This window comes from Blastomonas sp. RAC04 (genome assembly GCF_001713435.1).
In the GTDB taxonomy this organism is placed as follows: Bacteria; Pseudomonadota; Alphaproteobacteria; order Sphingomonadales; family Sphingomonadaceae; genus Blastomonas; species Blastomonas fulva.
Map to the genome: position 1 here is coordinate 2,192,937 of NZ_CP016460.1, position 15,906 is coordinate 2,208,842.

Here is a 15,906-nt window from a genome sequence, read left to right on the forward strand (position 1 = left end):
CGCCACCGGACCTTAGACAAAGGTCGTAGGCCTACGACCAAGGTCGGGCTGGCGACCCAGCGGCATTGAGCGAACACTGCGTCCACTACCGGGAACAAGCCGGAGCGGGATATCAGGAGAGGTGAGATGCCAAAGGCCAGGCGCCGTTCATGGCTGATATTGCTGGGAGCAAGCGCGCTGGTCGCGCCGAACCTGGCGCATGCCCAGAACGCCAAGACCGCCACTGCCCGCGAACAGGCGCTCGAGGAGCGGCTGCTCAGGCTCGAAGCCGAGATGGCCGCACTGCGCGCCGATCTGGGCGCGGCGCGCAGCGAGCAGGCGCAGACGGCTGCCGCCGCCAGCCAGGCGGCCGCGCGCAGCGAGGAAACCGCCACCAAGCTCGCCACGCTGGAAAGCAGACCCGCCGCGCCCGCAGAAGGCTTTCGTGTCGGTGGCACGACCTTCAAGCTCGGCGGCTACGTCAAGGCGGTGGCCAGCGCGACTCGGTTCGACGACGGCATGCTCGCGGGCGGATCTTTGGGCAAGGAATTCTACCTGCCGCAGCAGATCCCGGTCGGCGGCGCTGCGACGCGTGATTTCATGGCCAATGCCCGCCAGACGCGGCTGTTCTTTACCAGCTCCACCCCGTTGGGCGGCAAGGAGCTCAAGAGCCATATCGAATTCGACTTTGCGCTGGCGACAGCGCCTGCAGGCGCGCAGCGCGCCACCAACGCCTATACGCCCACGCTGCGCCGCGCCTTCCTGACTTATGACCGGTTCCTGGTCGGGCAGGAATGGACCACCTTCCAGAACCCGGCGCTGCTGCCCGAAAGCACGGATTTCGTCGGCCCGCTCGAAGGCACCGTGTTCGTTCGCCAGATGATCGTGCAGTACCGCCAGCCGCTGGGCCAGGGGCTCGACCTGCTGCTCGCGCTGGAAAACCCGCAGACCGAGACGGTCACCACGATCAATCCGGTGCTGAGCGACAATGATCAGGACCGCGTGCCCGATCTGGTCGCCAAGCTGGTCTACAAGAAGCCCAACCTCGACCTGCATTTGGCCGGGCTGGTGCGCCAGCTCTCGGTGCATGACGGCGGCGCTGGCGACGATTCGCTTGGCTGGGGCCTATCTGCCGGCGGCAAGTTCGCCTTCGGCCCCGATGGCCGCCACGACATCCGGCTGAGCGCCACTTATGGCAACGGCATCGGCCGCTATCTGGGCCTGGGCTATGCGCCCGATGCGGTGTTCGACCGCACCGCGCTGGGCAACCGGCTGCTCAATGTCGACAACATCGCAGGGTTCGCTTCGCTCAAGCTGGGCTGGACCGCCAATCTGCGCTCGACCTTCGCGGCGGGCTATCAGCACGCCGACTATCCCGATGGCATCGCGATCCCGGGGCTGGCCAATGTTTCGGCCTATTCGGTTGCCGCCAATCTGTTCTGGTCTCCGGTCAAAAATCTCGACATCGGCATTGAGGTCCGCCACGCCGGACGCGAGGTGGCGAGCGGATTGAAGGGCCAGATGGACCGGTTCGAGATGGCAGCGAAATACACGTTCTGAAGACACCAAAAAGGAGTGGGGATGATGGCTACGGTTCCACAGGATGCGCTACCAAAGCATCACAAGGCGACACAGGGGGAGAAGATGGTCATCGCCGCTTCGTCCCTGGGCACGGTATTCGAATGGTATGATTTCTACCTGTACGGCCTGCTGGCGACCTATATCTCGGTGCAGTTCTTCTCCGGCGTCAACGAGACCACCGGGTTCATCTTCGCACTCGCCGCCTTTGCCGCGGGCTTTGCGGTCCGCCCCTTCGGCGCGCTGGTCTTCGGGCGGATCGGCGATCTGGTCGGGCGCAAGAACACCTTTCTGGTGACCATGGGCATCATGGGGCTGTCGACCTTCGCGGTCGGGCTGCTTCCCAGCTACGCCTCGATCGGCGTGGCCGCGCCGATCATTCTGGTCGCGCTCAGACTTGCACAGGGACTGGCGCTGGGCGGCGAATATGGCGGCGCTGCCACCTATGTCGCCGAGCATGCGCCTGAGGGCAAGCGCGGGCTCTACACCAGCTGGATTCAGACCACGGCGACCTTCGGGCTGTTCGCAGCGCTGCTGGTGGTCATCGGCTTCCGCTTCGCACTGGGTGAAGAGGCGTTCGCCGCCTGGGGATGGCGCCTGCCGTTCCTGATCTCGATCGTGCTGCTCGGCATCTCGATGTGGATCCGCATGCAGCTCAACGAAAGCCCGGTCTTCCAGAAGATGAAGGACGAGGGCACGACCTCCAAGGCACCGCTCACCGAAGCCTTCGCCAAATGGGGCAATCTGCGCTGGGTGATTATCGCGCTGCTGGGTGCGGTGATGGGCCAGGCGGTGGTCTGGTATGCCGGGCAGTTCTACGCATTGTTCTTCCTCGAAAAGACCCTGCGCGTCGATGGCGCGACCGCCAATATCCTGATCGCCATCGCGCTTGCGCTCGCCACGCCGTTCTTCGTGTTCTTCGGCTGGCTGTCCGACAAGATCGGCCGCAAGCCGATCATCCTGGGCGGCTGCGCGCTGGCGGCGATGACCTACTTCCCGCTGTTCGTTGCGCTGACCCAGGCTGCCAACCCGGCGCTCGCCGAAGCCCAGGCCGCTGCCCCGGTCACCATCGCCGCACATCAGGAGGAGTGCTCGTTCCAGTTCGATCCGATCGGCAAGAACACCTTCGATACCTCGAGCTGCGATATCGCCAAGACCTATCTCGCGAAGGCCGGGGTCAGCTATGCCAATGTCGAGGCAACCCCGGGCAAGCCGGCCACGGTCAGCATCGGCCGTGCGGTGTTCACCGCGCCTGCCCCTGCCGGCATGACCCCCGAGGCGAAGAAGGCCGCGATCAAGACGTTCCAGGACGATCTCAAGGCGGAACTGATCTCGGCGGGCTATCCCGAAAAGGCCGACAATGCCCGGATCGACAAGGTGGCGGTTGTCGCCATCCTGTGGGCGTTGGCGATGCTGGTGACCATGGTCTACGGGCCGATCGCCGCGATGCTGGTGGAGCTTTTCCCCAGCCGCATCCGCTACACCTCGATGTCGCTGCCCTATCACATCGGCAACGGCTGGTTCGGCGGCTTCCTGCCCACCACCGCGTTCGCGATGGTCGCTGCCACCGGCAACATCTATTACGGCCTGTGGTACCCGGTGGTGATCGCCGCAGCGACGGTGGTCATCGGGCTGCTGTTCCTGCCCGAGACCTTCCGCCGCAACATCGACGACTGACCAAACAGCGCGAATCGCCCTGCCTCATCAGCGCCCCGCCCTCACCGGCGGGGCGCTTTTGCGTTCGGGATCAGGGCAGCAGCAGCGAGGAATCGCCATAGGAATAGAAGCGATAGTCATGCGCGATGGCATGCGCATAGGCCGCACGCATAACATCGAGCCCCATCAGCGCCGAGACCAGCATGAACAGCGTCGAGCGCGGCAGGTGGAAGTTGGTCATCAGCCCGTCGATTCCCCTGAAACGGTAGCCGGGGGTGATGAAGATCGCGGTGTCGCCCTCGAACGGTGCGATCACGCCATCCTCGCGCGCGGCGCTTTCGATCAGCCGCAGTACCGTGGTGCCCACCGCGATCACCCGGTTGCCGCGCGCGCGCACCGCGTTCAGACGATCGGCAGTAGCAGAATCGATGCGGCCCCATTCGGCGTGCATCTGGTGGTCTTTGGTGTCGTCGGCCTTGACCGGAAGAAAGGTGCCAGCGCCGACATGCAGCGTCAGCATGGCATGTTCGATCCCCGCCGCCGCCAGCGCAGCCATCAGCTCGTCGGTGAAATGCAGCGAGGCCGTGGGCGCAGCGACAGCGCCGTCTTCCCTGGCGAAACGGGTCTGATAGTCCTCGCGGTCGGCCTCGTCGATGTCGCGCTTGGCAGCGATATAGGGCGGCAGCGGCATCGTACCCGCGCGTTCAAGCAGCAGCTCGACCGGCTCGGTCCCCTCAAACGCCAGCGTGATCGACCCGTCTGCGCCGCGCGCCTCGACCGTGGCGAAGACATCCGCGCCGAAATCGATGACATCGCCCAGCCGCAGCCGCCGCGAGTTGCGGACAAAGGCCTGCCAGCGCCGCAGGTCGATCCGCTTGTGCAGCGTCGCGCCGATCCGCGCCTGCCCGCCCAGCTTCACGCCTTCCAGCTGCGCCGGGATGACACGGGTGTCGTTGAACACCAGGCAATCGCCGGGGTTCAGCAATCCGGGCAGGTCGCGGACCTGCGCATCGCGCATCGCGCTGCCGCGCACGCACAGCATCTTTGCCGCATCGCGCGGGCGCACGGGGCGCAGCGCTATGCGTTCGGGGGGAAGTTCGAAATCGAAATCGTCAACGCGCATGGTGCCCTGTGCCTAGCCTGATCGTCACCCCGCTTTCGCGGGAATGACGATCGATTGCAATGGGGCCCGGTCGGATCAGTTGGTGATCGGCGCGTTCAGGTCGTCCACCGAGATCGCGCGATCGGCAGGCTGGCCGGCAGCGGCATAATTGGGCTCTGGCAGGTTCTGCGACTTGAGCGAGGCCTGCAGGATGCGCGCCGGTGTCGCGGGCGGCTCACCACGCGGAATGGAATCGACATGCTCCATGCCCGCAATCACCCGGCCGAAATTGGTGTAGCTGTTGTCGAGCGAGAAGCGCGGGTAGAAGACGATGAAGAACTGGCTATTGGCGCTGTTCGGGTCCTGCGCGCGCGCCATCGAGACGCTGCCGCGAAGATGCGGGAACTTGTTGAACTCCGCAGCGACATCGGGAAGATCCGATCCGCCGGTGCCGGTGCCTGTTGGGTCGCCGGTCTGCGCCATGAAGCCATCGATCACGCGGTGGAACACGATGCCGTTGTAGAAGCCCTGACGGGTCAGCGTCTTGATCCGCTCGACATGGTTGGGCGCGATTTCGGGATACAGCTGGATCGTCACCCGGCCGCCGGTCGACAGGTCGAGAAACAGGATGTTGTCGGGGTCGGCCTTGTCGGGCGTGGCGACCAGCGGCGCTGCAAGCACCGAGGCTTCGGCGGCGTTATTGTCGCGCTTATCCTGCGCGTCCTTTTCGGCATTGCGGGCGGCTTTGCGCGCTTGCTTGTCCTTGTCTTCAGACGCCTCGGCTTCGGCCTTCGCGGCCTTGCGAGCTTCCTTTTCGGCAGCCTTGGCCGCCTTGTCCTCTTCCTTCTGCGCTTCCTTGGCTGCCTTCTCGGCCTCCTCCTCCTGTTGCTTGCGAACCTTCGCCGCTTCCTTTTCGACTTCGCGAGCGGCGAGGCCGGCTGCCCTGTCAGCCTCAAGCTGGGACTGGCCGGTCGGCGTGGAGTCCTGCGCCTGGGCAGTGATGGGGGCGAGCAGCATCGGGATGAACGACAGGGCAGCAAGCGATTTCAAGATATTGGGCATATAACCGGACATTCCTGTTCCATTCAGGCGGGACGGCAGGCTTGGCCCCGTCCCGTTTCGGGCATGGCTATAGCCAAAGCATCTGAGCGTGTCATGAATGAACTTGGGCGACGCGCAGCGCTATGCTGTCAGTCACCCTTGAGGCCGATTTCGCGTACGCGCTTTTCGACATCGACCCGCACCGCATCGGTGACGAAGCGGTTGATCTGCCCGCCATAGCTGGCGATTTCCTTGACCAGCCGCGAGGCGATGGGCTGGAGCGATACGTCCGCCATCAGGAACACCGTCTCGATGCGGTGGTTGAGCTGCTGGTTCATCCCCGCCATCTGGTATTCATATTCGAAATCGGCGACCGCGCGCAGCCCGCGCACGATCATGCTCGCGCCTTCGCGTTCGGCAAAGTCCATCAGCAGCGAGTTGAACGAGACGACATGGATGGCATCGCCCATATCGGCGGTTTCACGGCGAACCATCGCCATGCGCTCTTCCACGCTGAACATCGGGTTCTTCGACGGGTTGGTGGTGACCCCCACCACCAGCCGGTCGACCAGCTTGGCTCCGCGCCGCAGGATATCCATGTGCCCCAGGGTGATGGGATCGAAGGTCCCCGGATAAACGCCTACGCGCATGATGCTGCTTCCCCTTTTCGCGCCGCTTGTGCGGTCAATTGTCGCGTTCGACGATGTAGCGCGCCAGCGCGCGCAGAAGATCCGCCTCGCGGCCATGGCTGGCGAGATGGCCGATCGCCTGATCGACCAGGAAGAAGGCCTGCTCGCGCGCACGCTCCAGACCCAAAAGCGACAGGAAAGTCTCCTTGCCCGCGGCGGCATCCTTGTGCAGCGCCTTGCCCGCCAGCGCCTCGTCGCCGACTTCGTCCATGATGTCGTCGGCGATCTGGAAGGCAAGGCCGATGTCGCGGGCATAGGCGCGCAGGGCCGTGCGCCCCTCGGCGGGCACATTGGCCAGGATCGCGCCCATCTCGACCGACGCCGCGATCAGCGCGCCCGTCTTAAGCCGCTGCAGCTTGGTGACGGTCGGCAGGTCGAACTTGGCCTTTTCCGCCTCGAGATCCATCATCTGGCCGCCCGCCATGCCGTTGGGGCCGCTCGCCTCGGCCAAAGTCATGATGAGTTCTGCACGGATGAACGGGTCGGGATGCGACTGGCTGCCGGCGAGGATCTCGAACGCCAGCGCGTGCAGCGAATCGCCCGCCAGCACCGCCACCGCATCGTTGAAGGCCTTGTGCACCGTCGGCTTGCCGCGGCGCATGTCGTCGTCGTCCATGCAGGGCAGATCGTCATGGATCAGCGAATAGACATGGATCGCCTCCACCGCGCAGGCCACCCGCACCGACAGGGAACGGTCGACGTTGAACATGCCCGCAGTTGCGGTCAGCAGCAGCGGACGCACCCGCTTGCCCCCGCCGATCGCCGCATGACGCATCGCTTCGTACAGAACCGCGCGCGGATCATCGGGCACCACCAGCAGCGCATCGAAGCACGCATCGACATCGTTCGATATCTGGCGGAAGGCATCGGCAAGCGCAGCATCGCCTATCGCGGTGGTCATCGTCGTCAATCCCCTGCCCCGGTCATGTCGCCGGTTTGACCCTGAATCATTGTCGTTGTGCCATCAGTCCGCATCGAACGGAACGGTCCCTGCCGCCTGACCATCGGACCCGACGCGGATCTTCTCGATCCGCGCCTGCGCCACGTCGAGCCGCTTCTGGCAATGGCTGCGCAGCTGATCGCCGCGCTCGTAAAGGCTGATCGATGCATCGAGCGGGACATCCCCCGATTCGAGCTGGCGGACAATAACCTCCAGCTCCTTGAGGGCTTCTTCGAAAGACAGATCGGCGGAAATGGCTGCAGTTTCACTCATCGGCACAGCTTTGACCTGTGGCCCGCGCCCGGTCAAGGCGGTTGCTGCCCACAGGGCGTTCTGGTAATTTGAAAGCACCGCAAGCCAAGGAGTTTCCGATGGACGGCTTCAACCTGACCGACGCCGAAAAGAGCTTGAGCGAGCTGGTCGACCGGGCAGAGGCTGGCGAAACGATCGACATCCTGCGCGACGGAAAGCTGGTCGCGAAGCTGGTGCCGGCAGAGCCGCCGGTTTATACACCCAAGGGGCGCGTTGATATCGAGGCTCTTCGACGGCATCTGGCGGAAATGCCCATGCAGCAGCAGGATGCTGGCGAGTTCATCCGGCATATGCGCGACACAGACCGCTATTGATGCAGTATCTCGACACGTTTGTGCTGGTTGCGCTGCTGTGTCGCGAACCCCGAAGCGAGGATGTCCTGACTTGGCTTTACAGGCCTGAGACTGGTCCAGTTGCCATCAGCAAGTGGACCTTGGTGGAATTTGCCAGCGCGTTGTCGTTGAAGCTCAGAACGCATTCAATCGCCGAAACGGACGCGGACAGGGCCAGAGCCATGCTCGGAGACATGCTGCAGAACATGCTCATGGTACTGCCGCTTACAGACCGTGACTTTCACGATGCTGCAGAGTTCTGCGCTTTTTGGCATTTGAATTTGCGTGGTCCGGATGCGCTCCATCTCGCGATCGCCTCACGACTAAATCTCTCCCTCGCGACTTTTGACCGTGTTCAATTCGTCGCAGCCCAACACTTCGACATCCCCGCCACAATCCCCTGATTTGCCCCCTTCCCCGATCGCGCTGAGCCGCGTAAAGCGCGGGGCCATGAGCGAGACCCAGACAGCACCCGTGGCAACCATCACCCCGCAGATCGTCGCCGAACATGGCCTCAAGCCGGACGAATATCAGCGCATATTGGCAGCGCTCGGGCGTGAGCCCAATCTGGTCGAGCTGGGCATCTTCTCGGTGATGTGGTCCGAGCATTGCAGCTACAAGAGCTCGCGCGTGCACCTGAAGACCTTGCCCACCACCGGACCGCAGGTGATCTGCGGACCCGGCGAGAATGCGGGCGTGGTCGATATCGGCCCCGGCGCGGACGGCAAGCCACTCGCGGCGATCTTCAAGATGGAGAGCCACAACCACCCCAGCTATATCGAGCCCTATCAAGGTGCTGCGACCGGTGTGGGCGGCATCCTGCGCGATGTGTTCACCATGGGCGCACGGCCCGTAGCGCTGATGAACGCGTTGCGCTTCGGGCGGCCCGATCACCCCAAGATGAAGCATCTGGTGCAGGGCGTGGTTGCAGGTATCGGCGGCTACGGCAACTGCGTCGGCGTCCCCACCGTGGGCGGTGAAACCAATTTCGACCCGGCCTATGACGGCAACATCCTGGTCAACGCGATGGCCGTGGGCATCGCCGAGCAGGACAAGATTTTCTACAGCGCAGCATCGGGCGCGGGCAATTCCATCGTCTATGTCGGCTCCAAGACCGGCCGCGACGGCATCCACGGCGCGACCATGGCTTCGGCCGAGTTCGGCGAGGACAGCGAAGAAAAGCGCCCCACCGTGCAGGTCGGCGATCCGTTCACCGAAAAGCTGCTGATCGAGGCCTGCCTCGAGCTGATGGCATCGGACGCGATCGTCGCGATCCAGGACATGGGCGCAGCGGGCCTCACCTCTTCCAGCGTAGAAATGGCGAGCAAGGGCGGCGTCGGCATCGAGCTGATCCTCGACAACGTGCCGCAGCGCGAAACCAACATGACGGCGTACGAGATGATGCTGTCGGAATCGCAGGAGCGCATGCTGATGGTGCTCAAGCCCGGCCGCGAGGATTTTGCGCAGGCGATCTTCCGCAAATGGGAGCTTGATTTCGCGGTGATCGGCCATGTCACCGAGACCGGACACATGGTGCTCAAGCACAAGGGCGAGACGGTGTGCGACATTCCGCTCGGCCCGCTCGCCGACGATGCGCCTGCCTATAACCGGCCCTATGTCACGACCGCGCCGCCCAAGGCGCTCACCAACGTGCCCAAGAGCGACGATCTGGCCGCGGACCTCACCGCGCTGATGGCATCACCCGCGCTCGCCAGCCGCAGCTGGATCTGGCAGCAGTACGATCACATGGTGATGGCCGACACGGTGCAGATCCCCGGTGGCGATGCCGGCGTGGTCCGCATCCACGGCACCAACCGCGGTCTTGCGATTACCACCGATTGTACCCCGCGCTATTGCTTTGCCGATCCGTTCGAGGGCGGCAAGCAGGCGATCGCCGAATGCTATCGCAACCTTGTCAGCACCGGCGCGCGTCCGCTGGCGACCACCGACTGCATGAACTTCGGCAATCCCGAGCGGCCCGAGATCATGGGCCAGTTCGTCGGCTGCATCGAGGGCATGGGCAAGGCCTGCCAGGCGCTCGACATGCCGATCGTCAGCGGCAATGTCAGCCTCTACAACGAAACCACCGGCCCCGACGGCATCGCCCGTGCCATCCTGCCGACGCCTGCGATCGGCGCGATCGGCCTGATCGACGATCTGGCGACGATGACCACGCTGGCGTTCAAGTCAGCGGATGAGGCGATCATCCTCATCGGCGGCAATGACGCGCACGAGCTTGGCCAGACGCTGTGGCTCGACGTGCTCCATGGCCGCCGCGAAGGTGCGCCGCCTCAGGTCGATCTGCAGGCAGAGCTGGCGGCGGGCGGTGTCATCGCCGGGTTGATTGCCAGCGGTACGGTCAGCGCGGTGCACGACTGCTCGGACGGCGGCGTGGGCGTCGCGGTGGCCGAAATGGCGCTGGCATCGGACATCGGCGCGATGCTTAACGCCGAAGGCGGCGCAGGGTTCTGGTTCGGCGAAGGCCAGGCGCGCTATGTCGTCACCGCAGGCGATGCCGATGCAGTGCTGGCGGCGGCGAAGGTGGCAGGCGTGGGTGCGGCGGTGATCGGCAGGACCGGCGGCGATGCCATTGCGTTTGGCAAGGGCAACAGCGTCGCCATCGCCGACCTGCGCGATGCCAATCACGCGTTCTTCAAGGACTGGATGGAAGGCTAAGGTTCGCGCGAGCGTCCCTTCATGTCGCTCGGGAGCGCGGAGAGGTTAGCGAGGGATTTTCGGTAAGCTTGTACTCCCGGACCGTTTTTCCTGAGCGAAGTCGAGGGACGCATGCGCTTTGGTTAGCGTCAGCTCACGGCAAAAAGGTTGGCGTTCATGACGACAGGGTATTCCGGCACGCCTTTAGCGCGCAAACTGGGACTGAAATCGGGCATGCCGGTGTGGTTCGATGCCATGCCTCAAGCCGTGCGGACCGAGATTGACGCTGAGGTCGAAGGCATTGTGCCCGTCGCCTCCCCTGATGAGGGTTTTGCTGCCGCACATCTTTTCACCACCGAGCGCGCGGTGCTGGAGCGCGAGCTGCCAGTCCTGATGGCCGCGATGGACCGCGATGGCTTCATCTGGGTCAGCTGGCCCAAAAAGGCATCCAAGGTGCCCACCGACATTACAGAGGACACCATTCGCGAGATCGCGCTGCCGATCGGTCTGGTCGATGTGAAGGTGTGTGCGGTCGACACAATCTGGTCCGGCCTCAAACTGATGATCCGCAAGGAATTGAGATGACGATGCGCGTTTTTGCGGCATGGCTGGCGCTGCTGCTCGCCCTGCCCACCCCCGCTCTGGCCTGGGGCGACTATGGCCACCGCACGATCGCCCAGATCGCCGAGGCCAACATTTCGCCCAAGGCAAAGGCGCGAATGAATGCGCTGTTCCGTGCCGAAAAGCTGCTGGCGACGCCGGATTGCCCGCTGCGCAACATCGGCGATGCCAGCGTCTGGGCGGACTGCGTCCGGCGCGACGATCTGCGCTGGGGCTACACCGCGCCGTGGCACTATATCAACATGGACATCTGCAAGCCGTTCGACATCAAGGCGAATTGCGCCAACGGCAACTGCGTCGGGGCGCAGGTGGCGCGCAATGAAAAGCTGCTCGCCGACAAACGCCTGCCCGCGCATGTCCGGCTCGAGGCGCTGGCGTGGCTGGTCCACACGATGGGTGACATGCACCAGCCGATGCACGGCGGCGACCGCGGTGACCTTGGCGGCAACCGGGTGAGCGCAGCCTACGGAATCGTCGAGGGTCGGATGAACCTGCACCGGCTGTGGGACACGCCAGTTGCCGAACGCGCGATCACCCAAGGCGAACCGATGGTGCGGCGCTATGCCGCCGCCGAACGCAGCCCCTATCTCACCGGGACGGTCGAGGACTGGGCGCTCGAAAGCTGGAGCATCGCACGCGATATAGCCTACCCCACCGCGCAGCACGGCCCGGCCTGCGGCCCGGCGCTCAAGCCCGGCGAGCGCGCCCGGCATGACGACGGCGACATCGAAACGCTCGTTCCCGTCGTGCGCCAGCAGGTGCTGCGCGCCGGGCTGAGACTGGCCGATGCGCTGGAGCGCGCGCTGGGCTGACACGATGATTTTGCACCCGAAACCCTAGCGGCAGCAGCCCGAGGACAAGCCTTGCAATCGTTTGCATTGGATTGCATAGCTATACATCCGCAACAGCGGTGGACAGGCAGGCAGGCCATCCTTAACACGGGCCCGCAAGGCAGCTGCCAAGACTGATGGATAGGGAAAACTGATGGCCAATGCGCAATCCCGGACGTTGCTGCTCTTCGGCGCGACGGGCGATCTGTCCAAGCGGATGCTGCTGCCCTCGCTGTTCGTGCTCCACGCCGACGGCCTGATTGCACCCGATCTCAAGATCATGGGCACCGCACGCAGCGCGCTGGATGATGCCGCGTTTCGCGAAATGGTTGGCGAAGCGCTGAGCGAATTTCTGCCCGAACCGCGCAAGGACGATGCGCTGATCGCCAGCTTTCTCGAGCGGATCAGCTACCAGCCGCTCGATGCCTCCACGGTCGAAGGCTTCGCCGCACTTGCAGAGCGCCTCGGCGACATTTCGGGCGGCATGTCGATCTTCCTGTCGACCGCGCCGTTCCTGTTCAAGCCGACGATCCAGGGGCTGAAATCCGCAGGGCTGGCGGGCGAGATGGTCCGCATCGGGCTCGAAAAGCCTTTGGGCAACGATCTGGCCTCATCGTGCGCGATCAACGATGCGGTCGCCGACGCCTTCCCCGAAAGCCGCACCTTCCGGATCGACCATTATCTTGGCAAGGAAACCGTGCAAAACCTGATGGCGTTGCGCTTTGCCAACATGATGTTCGAGCCGCTGTGGAACGCCAACGGCATCGAGCACATCCAGATCACCGTGTCCGAAACCGTGGGGCTTGAGGGCCGTCACGGCTTTTACGACGACACCGGCGCGCTGCGCGACATGGTGCAGAACCACATGCTGCAATTGCTCGCGCTGATCGCGATGGAGCCCCCTGCCGAGTTCGACGCGACCTCGATCCGCGACGAGAAGGTCAAGGTTCTGCGCTCGCTGCGTCCGGTGGCGCCCAACGAGACGGTGCGCGGCCAGTACGGCGAAGGTGCGGTCGGCGGCAAATCGGTGCATTCCTATGCCGACGATCTGGGCAAGCCCTCGGGCACTGAAACGTTCGTGGCGATCAAGGCGCATGTCGACAACTGGCGCTGGCAGGGCGTGCCCTTCTATCTGCGCACCGGCAAAAGACTGTCCGAACGCCGCAGCGAGATCGTGATCCAGTTCAAGCCGGTGCCGCACAACATCTTCGCCCAGCGCGGGGGCAAGCTGTCGGCCAACCGGCTGGTCATCCGGCTGCAGCCCGAGGAATATGTCCGCCTGCTGGTGATGGCCAAGGAGCCCGGGCTCGACCGCGGCGGCCTCACCCTGCGCGAGGTGCCGCTCGACCTGTCCCTGACCGATGCCTTCTCCAAGTCGCAACGCCGCATCGCCTATGAGCGTTTGCTGCTTGACCTCATCGACGGCGAGCCGACGCTGTTCGTCCGCCGCGACGAGGTGGAAGCACAGTGGCGCTGGGTGGATGCCATCCGCAAGACCTGGGCGGACAACGCCATCGAACCCAAAAATTATGGTTCGGGCAGCTGGGGGCCGAGTGCGGCCATCGCGCTGACCGAACGCGACGGAGTAAGCTGGAATGACTGAGATTGAATGGTGGGAATATGACGATGCCGCCGAAATGGCGGGCGCGCTGGCTGGCGACATCGGCTTCATCATCGAAAGCGCGATCGATGCGCGCGGCAGCGCGGTGATCGCGCTCGCCGGCGGCAGCACGCCGCTGGCCGCTTATGCCAAGCTTGCCGAGGCCAAGCTCAACTGGAAGAAGGTCACCATCATCCCCACCGATGACCGCATCGTGCCGATGGGCGATGCTCTGTCCAACGTGACGATGCTCGCCAAGACCTTCCTGCCCAAGGGCGCGCGCGTGATCCCGATCATCAGCGAAGCCGCCAGCGACTACAAGGCGTGCGGTAACGCCGCCAATGCCCGGCTCGCCGATTTCCACTGGCCGCTGGATCTGTGCCTGCTGGGAATGGGCGCGGACGGACACACCGCATCGATCTTCCCCGGACCCGATCTGGAAGAGGCGCTGACCGCGCCCGCCGACCGGCGCGCTTTGGGCGTTATGCCGGATCCGCTACCCAAGGATGCACCGGTGGCACGCGTCACCCTGTCGCTTCCCGCTATCGCCTCTGCGCGCGCGCTGATGGTCGCGGTCACCGGCAAGGACAAGAAGAAGGTACTCGAAACCGCGATCAAGCAGGGCGAGGCTTCGGCCTACCCCATCGGCAAGGTGCTTGCCGCCGTCGAACTCCCCGTCGACATCCACTGGGCCGGCTGAGCCCCCCCCCGCCCCGAAATCCATTGAAACGAGAATGCCATGACCACCCTCAACCCCGAGCTTGAACGGATCACCCAGCGGATCATCGAACGCTCGAGGCCAAAGCGTCAGGCGTATCTCGATTTCATCGCGCGCGAACGCGACAAGGGCGTGCACCGGCCGACATTGTCGTGCGGCAACCTGGCGCACGGCTTTGCCGCATCGGGCGAGGACAAGCCCGCGATCCGATCGGGCAAGGCGATGAACATCGGCATCGTCACCGCGTACAACGACATGCTCTCGGCGCATCAGCCCTATGGCCGCTACCCCGAGCAGATCAAGATCTTCGCCCGCGAAGTGGGGGCAACAGCGCAGGTCGCTGGCGGGGTCCCTGCGATGTGCGACGGCGTGACCCAGGGCCAGCTCGGCATGGAGCTGTCGCTGTTCAGCCGCGACAACATCGCCATGGGCAGCGCGATCGCGATGAGCCACGGCATGTTCGAAGGCGCGCTGTTGCTGGGAATCTGCGACAAGATCGTCCCCGGACTGTTCATCGCAGCGGCGCGCTTTGGCCATATCCCGACGATCCTGGTGCCTGCAGGCCCGATGCCCTCGGGCCTCGCCAACAAGGAAAAGCAGCGCGTCCGCCAGCTCTATGCCGAGGGCAAGGTCGGGCGCGAGGAGCTGCTCGAGGCCGAGGCCGCAAGCTATCACGGCGCAGGCACCTGCACCTTCTATGGCACCGCCAATTCCAACCAGATGATGATGGAAATGATGGGGCTGCATATCCCCGCATCCGCCTTCATCAACCCCGGCACCAAGCTGCGGCAGGAACTGACCCGCGCCGCGACCCACCGTGTCGCCGAGATCGGCTGGGATGGCGATGATTACCGCCCGTTCGGCCACTGTGTCGATGAAAAGGCGATCATCAACGCCTGCATCGGCCTGTTCGCCACCGGCGGATCGACCAACCACGCGATCCACCTGCCCGCGATGGCGCGCGCCGCAGGTATCCATATCGACTGGCAGGATCTGAGCGAACTGTCGGCGATCATCCCCTTGCTTTCGCGGGTCTATCCCAACGGATCGGGCGACGTGAACCATTTCCATGCCGCCGGCGGCATCGGCTTCATCATCCGCGAACTGGCGGCCAATGGGCTGCTGCACACCGACATCATGACCGTCGCTGGCGGCACCCTGCTCGATTATGCGGTGGAGCCGGTGCTCGACGATGCCGGTACGCTGGCGTTCGCCCCCGCGCCCGAAGTGTCGCGCGACGACAGCATGCTGCGCCCGGTCGCAACCGCGTTCCAGGCCGATGGCGGGATGCGGCTGGTCGAGGGCAATCTGGGGCGTGGCATCGTCAAGACCAGTGCGGTGGATCCGGCGCGGTGGGTGATCGAGGCGCCCGCACGGGTCTTCGACGATCAGGACGCGGTGATCGCGGCATTCAAGGCGGGTGAGCTCGACCATGACGTGGTGGTGGTCGTCCGTTTCCAGGGCCCGCGCGCCAACGGCATGCCCGAGCTGCACAAGCTTACCCCGTCGCTGGGGGTGCTCCAGGATCGCGGGTACAAGGTGGCCTTGGTCACCGATGGCCGCATGTCGGGCGCTTCGGGCAAGGTGCCTGCGGCAATCCATCTGTGGCCCGAGGCCTGCGACGGCGGCCCGCTCGCGCGGATCAGGGATGGTGATGTGGTCAGGCTGGATGCGGTTGCGGGCACGATCAGCGTGATGGTCGACAACTCCGACTGGGAATCGCGCCCCACCGCCACCCAGCCCGCACAGCCGATGGGCACGGGCCGCGAACTGTTCGCGATGATGCGTGCCACCAGCGACAATGCCGAAGCCGGCGCGTCCGCGATGCTGGCGATGGCGGGATTGTGATGATG

At 64.5% G+C, this 15,906-nt stretch carries 14 protein-coding genes and 1 pseudogene; 10 read left to right on the forward strand and 5 right to left on the reverse strand.

Annotation, left to right across the window (positions count from 1 at the left end; translation table 11 throughout):
* Positions 1 to 126 precede the first annotated feature (126 nt).
* Together BSY18_RS11165 and BSY18_RS11170 are read left to right on the forward strand one after the other, a co-directional pair.
* Entirely contained in the window at positions 127 to 1,539 is a 1,413-nt protein-coding gene (locus BSY18_RS11165) for a DcaP family trimeric outer membrane transporter (protein ID WP_069050646.1), read from the forward strand.
* A gap of 24 nt (positions 1,540 to 1,563) precedes the next feature.
* Positions 1,564 to 3,234: an MFS transporter gene (locus BSY18_RS11170; protein ID WP_069051876.1), complete on the forward strand. Its 1,671-nt coding sequence runs from the start codon at positions 1,564 to 1,566 to the stop codon at positions 3,232 to 3,234.
* Between the two features lie 70 nt (positions 3,235 to 3,304).
* On the opposite strand, the gene queA is transcribed toward BSY18_RS11170, so the two are convergent.
* From queA to BSY18_RS11195, 5 genes and pseudogenes are all read right to left on the reverse strand, one after another.
* Complete coding sequence (queA, locus tag BSY18_RS11175; protein ID WP_069050647.1) at positions 3,305 to 4,336, reverse strand: tRNA preQ1(34) S-adenosylmethionine ribosyltransferase-isomerase QueA; 1,032 nt, start codon at positions 4,334 to 4,336, stop codon at positions 3,305 to 3,307.
* 75 nt (positions 4,337 to 4,411) lie between these two features.
* Positions 4,412 to 5,035, reverse strand: a pseudogene (locus tag BSY18_RS21405) (peptidylprolyl isomerase); the annotation flags it as partial.
* A gap of 470 nt (positions 5,036 to 5,505) precedes the next feature.
* Entirely contained in the window at positions 5,506 to 6,006 is a 501-nt protein-coding gene (gene coaD, locus BSY18_RS11185) for a pantetheine-phosphate adenylyltransferase (protein WP_054134116.1), read from the reverse strand.
* Between the two features lie 34 nt (positions 6,007 to 6,040).
* Positions 6,041 to 6,946: a polyprenyl synthetase family protein gene (locus tag BSY18_RS11190; protein ID WP_117351304.1), complete on the reverse strand. Its 906-nt coding sequence runs from the start codon at positions 6,944 to 6,946 to the stop codon at positions 6,041 to 6,043.
* A gap of 63 nt (positions 6,947 to 7,009) precedes the next feature.
* Complete coding sequence (locus tag BSY18_RS11195; protein ID WP_054134114.1) at positions 7,010 to 7,258, reverse strand: exodeoxyribonuclease VII small subunit; 249 nt, start codon at positions 7,256 to 7,258, stop codon at positions 7,010 to 7,012.
* 98 nt (positions 7,259 to 7,356) lie between these two features.
* Between BSY18_RS11195 and BSY18_RS11200 the strand changes: the two genes are divergently transcribed.
* The 8 genes from BSY18_RS11200 (at position 7,357) to edd (ending at position 15,901) form a co-directional block, all read left to right on the forward strand.
* Positions 7,357 to 7,611 carry a type II toxin-antitoxin system Phd/YefM family antitoxin gene (locus BSY18_RS11200; protein WP_054134113.1) on the forward strand — a complete coding sequence of 85 codons (255 nt, stop codon included), beginning with the start codon at positions 7,357 to 7,359 and terminating at the stop codon, positions 7,609 to 7,611.
* Positions 7,611 to 8,033 carry a type II toxin-antitoxin system VapC family toxin gene (locus BSY18_RS11205; protein ID WP_069050648.1) on the forward strand — a complete coding sequence of 141 codons (423 nt, stop codon included), beginning with the start codon at positions 7,611 to 7,613 and terminating at the stop codon, positions 8,031 to 8,033. The genes BSY18_RS11200 and BSY18_RS11205 overlap by 1 nt, the downstream gene beginning before the upstream one ends.
* A gap of 46 nt (positions 8,034 to 8,079) precedes the next feature.
* A complete protein-coding gene (gene purL / locus BSY18_RS11210) occupies positions 8,080 to 10,305 on the forward strand; it encodes a phosphoribosylformylglycinamidine synthase subunit PurL (protein WP_069050649.1) in 2,226 nt (741 codons plus the stop codon).
* Between the two features lie 156 nt (positions 10,306 to 10,461).
* Positions 10,462 to 10,869, forward strand: coding sequence for a DUF3052 family protein (locus tag BSY18_RS11215; protein WP_054134110.1), 408 nt, complete (start codon positions 10,462 to 10,464; stop codon positions 10,867 to 10,869).
* Positions 10,866 to 11,717 carry a S1/P1 nuclease gene (locus BSY18_RS11220; RefSeq protein WP_069050650.1) on the forward strand — a complete coding sequence of 284 codons (852 nt, stop codon included), beginning with the start codon at positions 10,866 to 10,868 and terminating at the stop codon, positions 11,715 to 11,717. The genes BSY18_RS11215 and BSY18_RS11220 overlap by 4 nt, the downstream gene beginning before the upstream one ends.
* Positions 11,718 to 11,889: 172 nt before the next feature.
* Positions 11,890 to 13,338 (forward strand): glucose-6-phosphate dehydrogenase, encoded by a 1,449-nt coding sequence (gene zwf / locus BSY18_RS11225; RefSeq protein WP_069050651.1) that lies wholly within the window; start codon positions 11,890 to 11,892, stop codon positions 13,336 to 13,338.
* Positions 13,331 to 14,035: a 6-phosphogluconolactonase gene (pgl, locus tag BSY18_RS11230; RefSeq protein ID WP_069050652.1), complete on the forward strand. Its 705-nt coding sequence runs from the start codon at positions 13,331 to 13,333 to the stop codon at positions 14,033 to 14,035. The genes zwf and pgl overlap by 8 nt, the downstream gene beginning before the upstream one ends.
* 39 nt (positions 14,036 to 14,074) lie before the next feature.
* The gene (edd, locus tag BSY18_RS11235) at positions 14,075 to 15,901 is read left to right on the forward strand and encodes a phosphogluconate dehydratase (RefSeq protein ID WP_069050653.1); all 1,827 of its coding nucleotides are present in this window, start codon (positions 14,075 to 14,077) and stop codon (positions 15,899 to 15,901) included.
* The last annotated feature ends 5 nt before the right edge of the window (positions 15,902 to 15,906 follow it).

Excerpts from the sequence above, each read along its gene's own strand:
- BSY18_RS11165 (WP_069050646.1), top strand. The coding sequence starts at position 127 with ATGCCAAAGGCCAGGCGCCGTTCATGGCTGATATTGCTGGGAGCAAGC.
- BSY18_RS11170 (WP_069051876.1), top strand. The coding sequence starts at position 1,564 with ATGGCTACGGTTCCACAGGATGCGCTACCAAAGCATCACAAGGCGACA.
- queA (WP_069050647.1), bottom strand. The coding sequence starts at position 4,336 with ATGCGCGTTGACGATTTCGATTTCGAACTTCCCCCCGAACGCATAGCG.
- coaD (WP_054134116.1), bottom strand. The coding sequence starts at position 6,006 with ATGCGCGTAGGCGTTTATCCGGGGACCTTCGATCCCATCACCCTGGGG.
- BSY18_RS11190 (WP_117351304.1), bottom strand. The coding sequence starts at position 6,946 with ATGACCACCGCGATAGGCGATGCTGCGCTTGCCGATGCCTTCCGCCAG.
- BSY18_RS11195 (WP_054134114.1), bottom strand. The coding sequence starts at position 7,258 with ATGAGTGAAACTGCAGCCATTTCCGCCGATCTGTCTTTCGAAGAAGCC.
- BSY18_RS11200 (WP_054134113.1), top strand. The coding sequence starts at position 7,357 with ATGGACGGCTTCAACCTGACCGACGCCGAAAAGAGCTTGAGCGAGCTG.
- BSY18_RS11205 (WP_069050648.1), top strand. The coding sequence starts at position 7,611 with ATGCAGTATCTCGACACGTTTGTGCTGGTTGCGCTGCTGTGTCGCGAA.
- purL (WP_069050649.1), top strand. The coding sequence starts at position 8,080 with ATGAGCGAGACCCAGACAGCACCCGTGGCAACCATCACCCCGCAGATC.
- BSY18_RS11215 (WP_054134110.1), top strand. The coding sequence starts at position 10,462 with ATGACGACAGGGTATTCCGGCACGCCTTTAGCGCGCAAACTGGGACTG.
- BSY18_RS11220 (WP_069050650.1), top strand. The coding sequence starts at position 10,866 with ATGACGATGCGCGTTTTTGCGGCATGGCTGGCGCTGCTGCTCGCCCTG.
- zwf (WP_069050651.1), top strand. The coding sequence starts at position 11,890 with ATGGCCAATGCGCAATCCCGGACGTTGCTGCTCTTCGGCGCGACGGGC.
- pgl (WP_069050652.1), top strand. The coding sequence starts at position 13,331 with ATGACTGAGATTGAATGGTGGGAATATGACGATGCCGCCGAAATGGCG.
- edd (WP_069050653.1), top strand. The coding sequence starts at position 14,075 with ATGACCACCCTCAACCCCGAGCTTGAACGGATCACCCAGCGGATCATC.